We start from the raw sequence: 3921 nt of genomic DNA, 5'->3' as shown, positions 1-3921 counted from the left end.
GGCGGGGGGGGGGCGGGGCGGGGGGGGGGCGCGGCCGCCGCCCCGGGGGCCGCGTGGGCTGTGCCGGTGGGCCAGTGCCTCGTACGACGCGGACAGCGCGGGCGCCGCCGTCTCGTACGTACGCTGGGCGACGCCTATGAACAGGCAGTCGACGACGAGCAGTTGACTCGTACGGCTGGACATGGCCGCCGGGCGCAGCTCGCTCTCCCGTGCCGTGGACGTCGTCAGCACATGGTCGGCGTACTGCGTCACAGGGCTGTCCGGCCTGCCGGTGATCGCGACCGTCGTGGCGCCGCGGTCGAAGGCGACCCGCAGCGGCTCTATGACGTCGCCCGTCGAGCCCGAATGGGTGATCGCTATCGCCACGTCACCGGAGCGCAGCTGCACCGCGTTGGTCACCGCGAGGTGCGGGTCGGTGTGCGCGTGCGCGATCAGGCCGATGCGCAGCAGCTTCTGCGCGAGGTCCATCCCGACGAGGGAGGAGGCGCCCACTCCGTAGATGTCGATCCTGCGGGCGGCGACCGCGGCAGAGACCACGGCGCCCAGCTGCGCCGTGTCGAGGGAGGCGGCCGTGTCGGCGAGCGTCTGCTGCTCGTCGTACGCCAGCTTCGCGACGACGTCGGCGATCGAGTCGTCGACCGCTATGTCGGCGGTCACCGCGGGCGAGCGCCCGGACTGCTGCTGAGCGGCGAGGCCCGCGAGGGCGAGGCGCAGATCCCGGTACCCGGGATACCCGAGGAGACGCGAGGTGCGCACGACGGTCGCCTCGCTGGTGCCGGTCAGTTCGGCGAGACCTGTGACCGTCAGGGCGGCGCAGCCCGCGGGATCGCCCGCGACGGCCTCCGCGACCAGCTGCATGGAGCGGGTCATGGACGGCCCGAGCGTGCGCACCTTGGCGGCGAGGGCCGCCGGTGCGGGCGGAGTGTCCCCGCTGAAAATTTCCTTCAGGTCATTGGTCACAATTGAAAGATATTTTCGGGTCGTGGGGCAGTCAACCCCCCGTTCCGCGCCCTGTGGATATCCGCCGAGGCGTCGGCGGGGCGTCCGCCGTGCGGGTGACAATGGCGGGATGGACGAGGTGAATCCGTTGGAACAGTCGTTGCACGCCGCCCGCGCGCTGGTCATGGCCGACCTCACCGCGAGCGACGTCGCGGGCGCCGAGACCGTCTCGCTCGTCGAGGAGTCCGTGGCGCACCGCAGGTGGTGGGTCGAGCAGTGGCCGGACGGCGCCCCGTACCTGGCGAGCCTCGTCGCCCAGGACGTACAGGACGCGGTGCTGGAGCGGTACGGGCGGTGGCCGCTGTGCCCCGTCTGCGGAGCCGACGACCCGCACGCGCTGGAGGTGGAGCCGGAACTGGGTGCCGACCCTCACTGGGTGTGCGCCAAGGCGGCCGTGATCGTCGCGCGCGTCGGCGAACTGGGCGTGCGCCCGTGACCGTGTACATCGACCCGCCGAACTGGCCGGGCCACGGACGCATGTGGTCGCACCTCGTCAGCGACACGTCGTTCGAGGAGCTGCACGTCTTCGCCGGCGCGCTCGGCTGCCCGCGGCGCGCCTTCGAGCGGGACCACTACGACCTGCCGTCCCACCGCTATGCCGACGCCGTGCGGGCCGGGGCGGTGGAGATCGGCTCGAAGGAACTGGTCCGCAGGATCACCCGGGCCGGCCTGCGCAGACCGAAGGGCCGCCCCGCGGCGTGAGGCGGGCCGAAGGCCCTTCGATGCGAGGCGGGACGGAAGGCCCCGCGATGTCACGGAAGGCCCCGCGATGTGAGGCGGGCGGCGGAAGACCGTCCCGGTGCGGGCCCGCGGTGCGGGCACCGTCTACCGCCCCTGCTGCTCCCGTTCCCTGGGACGCTCCCGGTGTTCGGGCGACGACGCGGCGACGAGCGTGCTGCCGTGCCCTTCCACGGCGCGGTGCATACGCATGGCCACCCCGCACAGCGCGATCGCGACGACCGCCATCGCCGCGCCCGCCCAGGCCGTCGAGGCGAAGCCGAACCCCGCGTCGATGACCCGGCCGCCGAGCCAGGGCCCCGCCGTGTTGCCCGCGTTGAACGCCGCCGTCGCGGTCGCTCCCGCGAGCGTCGGGGCCGCGGACGCGACGTTGAACATACGGGCATTGAGCGCGGGCGCCGTGTAGAAGGCCGAGAAGCCGAGCAGGAACGTCAGTACGATCGCGGCCACCGCGTGGGACGCGGTCAGCGCCAGCGCGGCCAGCAGCACCGTCGAGCCGATGACACCGCTCAGCTGCACGCCGAAGAGGTGCGCGTCCGCGTACCGGCCGCCGACGGTGGTGCCGACGAGCGCTCCGAGGCCGAACAGCGCCAGTACGCCGGGGACCCAGCCGTCCGACAGCCCCGACACGTCCGTGAGGAGCGGGGCCATGTAGGAGAAGGCGCAGAAGACGGCGCCGCCGGCGAGCGCGGTGATCGCGACGGCGAGCCACACCCCGCGGTCCCGGTAGATGGTCAGCTCACGCCGCAGGTCGGGCTTGCGTTCCGGCGCCGGGATGCGGTGGATCAGCGTGACGACGCCGATCAGGGCGACCGCTGAGGCGACGCCCACCGCCCAGAACGCTGAGCGCCAGCCGAAGTTCTCGCCGAGGAACGCGCCGGCCGGGACGCCCAGCACGTTCGCGATGGACAGCCCGCCGATCATCACCGCCATGGCGCGGGCCCGTGCGGTGCGGGGGACCATCGCTATGGCCACGCTCGCACCGACGGCCCAGAACCCGGCGCAGGCGAAGGCGCTGATGACACGTGAGGCGAACAGCACCTCGTACGAGGGGGCCAGGGCGCCCGCGACCTGTCCGAGCCCGAACACGGTGATCAGGGTGATGAGGGTGGCGCGGCGCGGCAGCCGGAGCGTGGCCACGGCGAGCAGTGGCGCGCCGACCACCATGCCTATCGCGAAGGCGGAGATGAGCAGCCCCGCGGTCGGGATGGACACGTCCATGTCGCGGGCGATCGGCGGCAGCAGGCCCGACAGCATGAACTCGCTGGTGCCGAGGGCGAAGACGGAGAGGCCGAGTATGTAGACGGCGAGCGGCATGCGGTCACGTCGACCCGTTGTCTGATGCATGTCAGCGTCAACGGCGCACGAACTTCGGGGCATTCCCGCCAAGTCGCCCCTCTTCTCCCGGACCCGGCAGGCGGGTCCTGAGGCCTTCAGCCGGCGTCGAGGAGGCGCAGCTCCGCGGTGAGGTTGCGGCGCGCCGCCGCCTCCCACTCCCTTTCTCCGTAGGGGGTGTGGAACAGCCCCGGCAGGCCGAGGAGCTGACGCAGAACGCCGGCGCGGCCCGTGCGGAACAGGTCGTCGGGCACGAAGCCGTACTCCGCGCGGACATCGGCCGCGTAGGCGGCGTACGCGGCCGGGCGGCGAGGCCAGGATCGCGAGGTCCGCGTCGCACAGGACCGCGCCGTTCGCGTCTCCGGGCTCGGGCGCATGGGTGGTGGTGAGCCGCACCAGGCGGGCGACTTCGGCCGTGGCCTCCGCACCGGCACCGGCCTGGGACAGGGCCCGTTCGGCGAGAGCGGCGGAGCGCTCCTCGTTCTCGGTGCGGTCCGGCCGGTAGACGGCGTCGTGGAACCAGGCGGCGAGCCGTACGAGGCCGGGGTCGGCGGCATGCTGCTCCAGCGTGTCCACGTGGTCGAGCACGGCGGCCAGATGGCGGGTGGTGTGGTAGCGGCGCTGCGGCTCCGACCACCGGGCCAGCAGCGCGTCGGCGTACGGGTCGGGGTCGGTGTCCACCGCGCCCGCGGCGCGCAGCGCGGCGCCGAAGCGGGCCCGCAGTGCGGCCGGCTCCGGTGCGGACGCCGGCTCGGAGCCGCGCCGGGGGCCGCCGGGCTCGGGGGCGTCGGGGTTGTCCACAGGGTGGGGCATGAGGTCGCCGGTACGGGCGGGGGTGTGGGCAACCCC

Annotated in this window: 4 protein-coding genes and 1 pseudogene; 2 read left to right on the top strand and 3 right to left on the bottom strand. The window is 73.6% G+C overall.

Annotation, left to right across the window (positions count from 1 at the left end):
* Nucleotides 1-960 (bottom strand): MurR/RpiR family transcriptional regulator (locus tag LCE31_RS37685; RefSeq protein ID WP_225022624.1); only part of this gene is annotated, 960 nt, incomplete at its 3' end.
* Between the two features lie 109 nt (nucleotides 961-1069).
* On the opposite strand from LCE31_RS37685, the gene LCE31_RS37680 reads away from it, so the two are divergent.
* Both LCE31_RS37680 and LCE31_RS37675 read left to right on the top strand, forming a co-directional pair.
* The gene (locus LCE31_RS37680; protein ID WP_225022622.1) at nucleotides 1070-1435 is read left to right on the top strand and encodes a hypothetical protein; all 366 of its coding nucleotides are present in this window, start codon (nucleotides 1070-1072) and stop codon (nucleotides 1433-1435) included.
* The gene (locus LCE31_RS37675) at nucleotides 1432-1701 is read left to right on the top strand and encodes a DUF4031 domain-containing protein (RefSeq protein WP_225022621.1); all 270 of its coding nucleotides are present in this window, start codon (nucleotides 1432-1434) and stop codon (nucleotides 1699-1701) included. Before LCE31_RS37680 ends, LCE31_RS37675 begins: the two co-directional genes overlap by 4 nt.
* A 123-nt stretch (nucleotides 1702-1824) precedes the next feature.
* Here LCE31_RS37675 and LCE31_RS37670 read toward each other — a convergent pair whose 3' ends face one another.
* Together LCE31_RS37670 and LCE31_RS37665 are read right to left on the bottom strand one after the other, a co-directional pair.
* Complete coding sequence (locus LCE31_RS37670) at nucleotides 1825-3054, bottom strand: Cmx/CmrA family chloramphenicol efflux MFS transporter (protein WP_225022625.1); 1230 nt, start codon at nucleotides 3052-3054, stop codon at nucleotides 1825-1827.
* A 116-nt stretch (nucleotides 3055-3170) separates the two neighbouring features.
* Nucleotides 3171-3885 (bottom strand): annotated as a pseudogene (locus LCE31_RS37665) (HD domain-containing protein).
* Nucleotides 3886-3921: the final 36 nt, after the last annotated feature.

Origin of the sequence: Streptomyces sp. 8L (genome assembly GCF_020176795.1) — a bacterium.
Taxonomy (GTDB): domain Bacteria; phylum Actinomycetota; class Actinomycetes; order Streptomycetales; family Streptomycetaceae; genus Streptomyces.
Note: the sequence above shows the minus strand (reverse complement) of the source record. Positions and strands in the feature narration are given on the sequence as shown.

What these genes read in the sequence shown, in the direction of transcription:
- LCE31_RS37680 (WP_225022622.1), top strand. Translation starts at nt 1,070, where the DNA reads ATGGACGAGGTGAATCCGTTGGAACAGTCGTTGCACGCCGCCCGCGCG.
- LCE31_RS37670 (WP_225022625.1), bottom strand. Translation starts at nt 3,054, where the DNA reads ATGCCGCTCGCCGTCTACATACTCGGCCTCTCCGTCTTCGCCCTCGGC.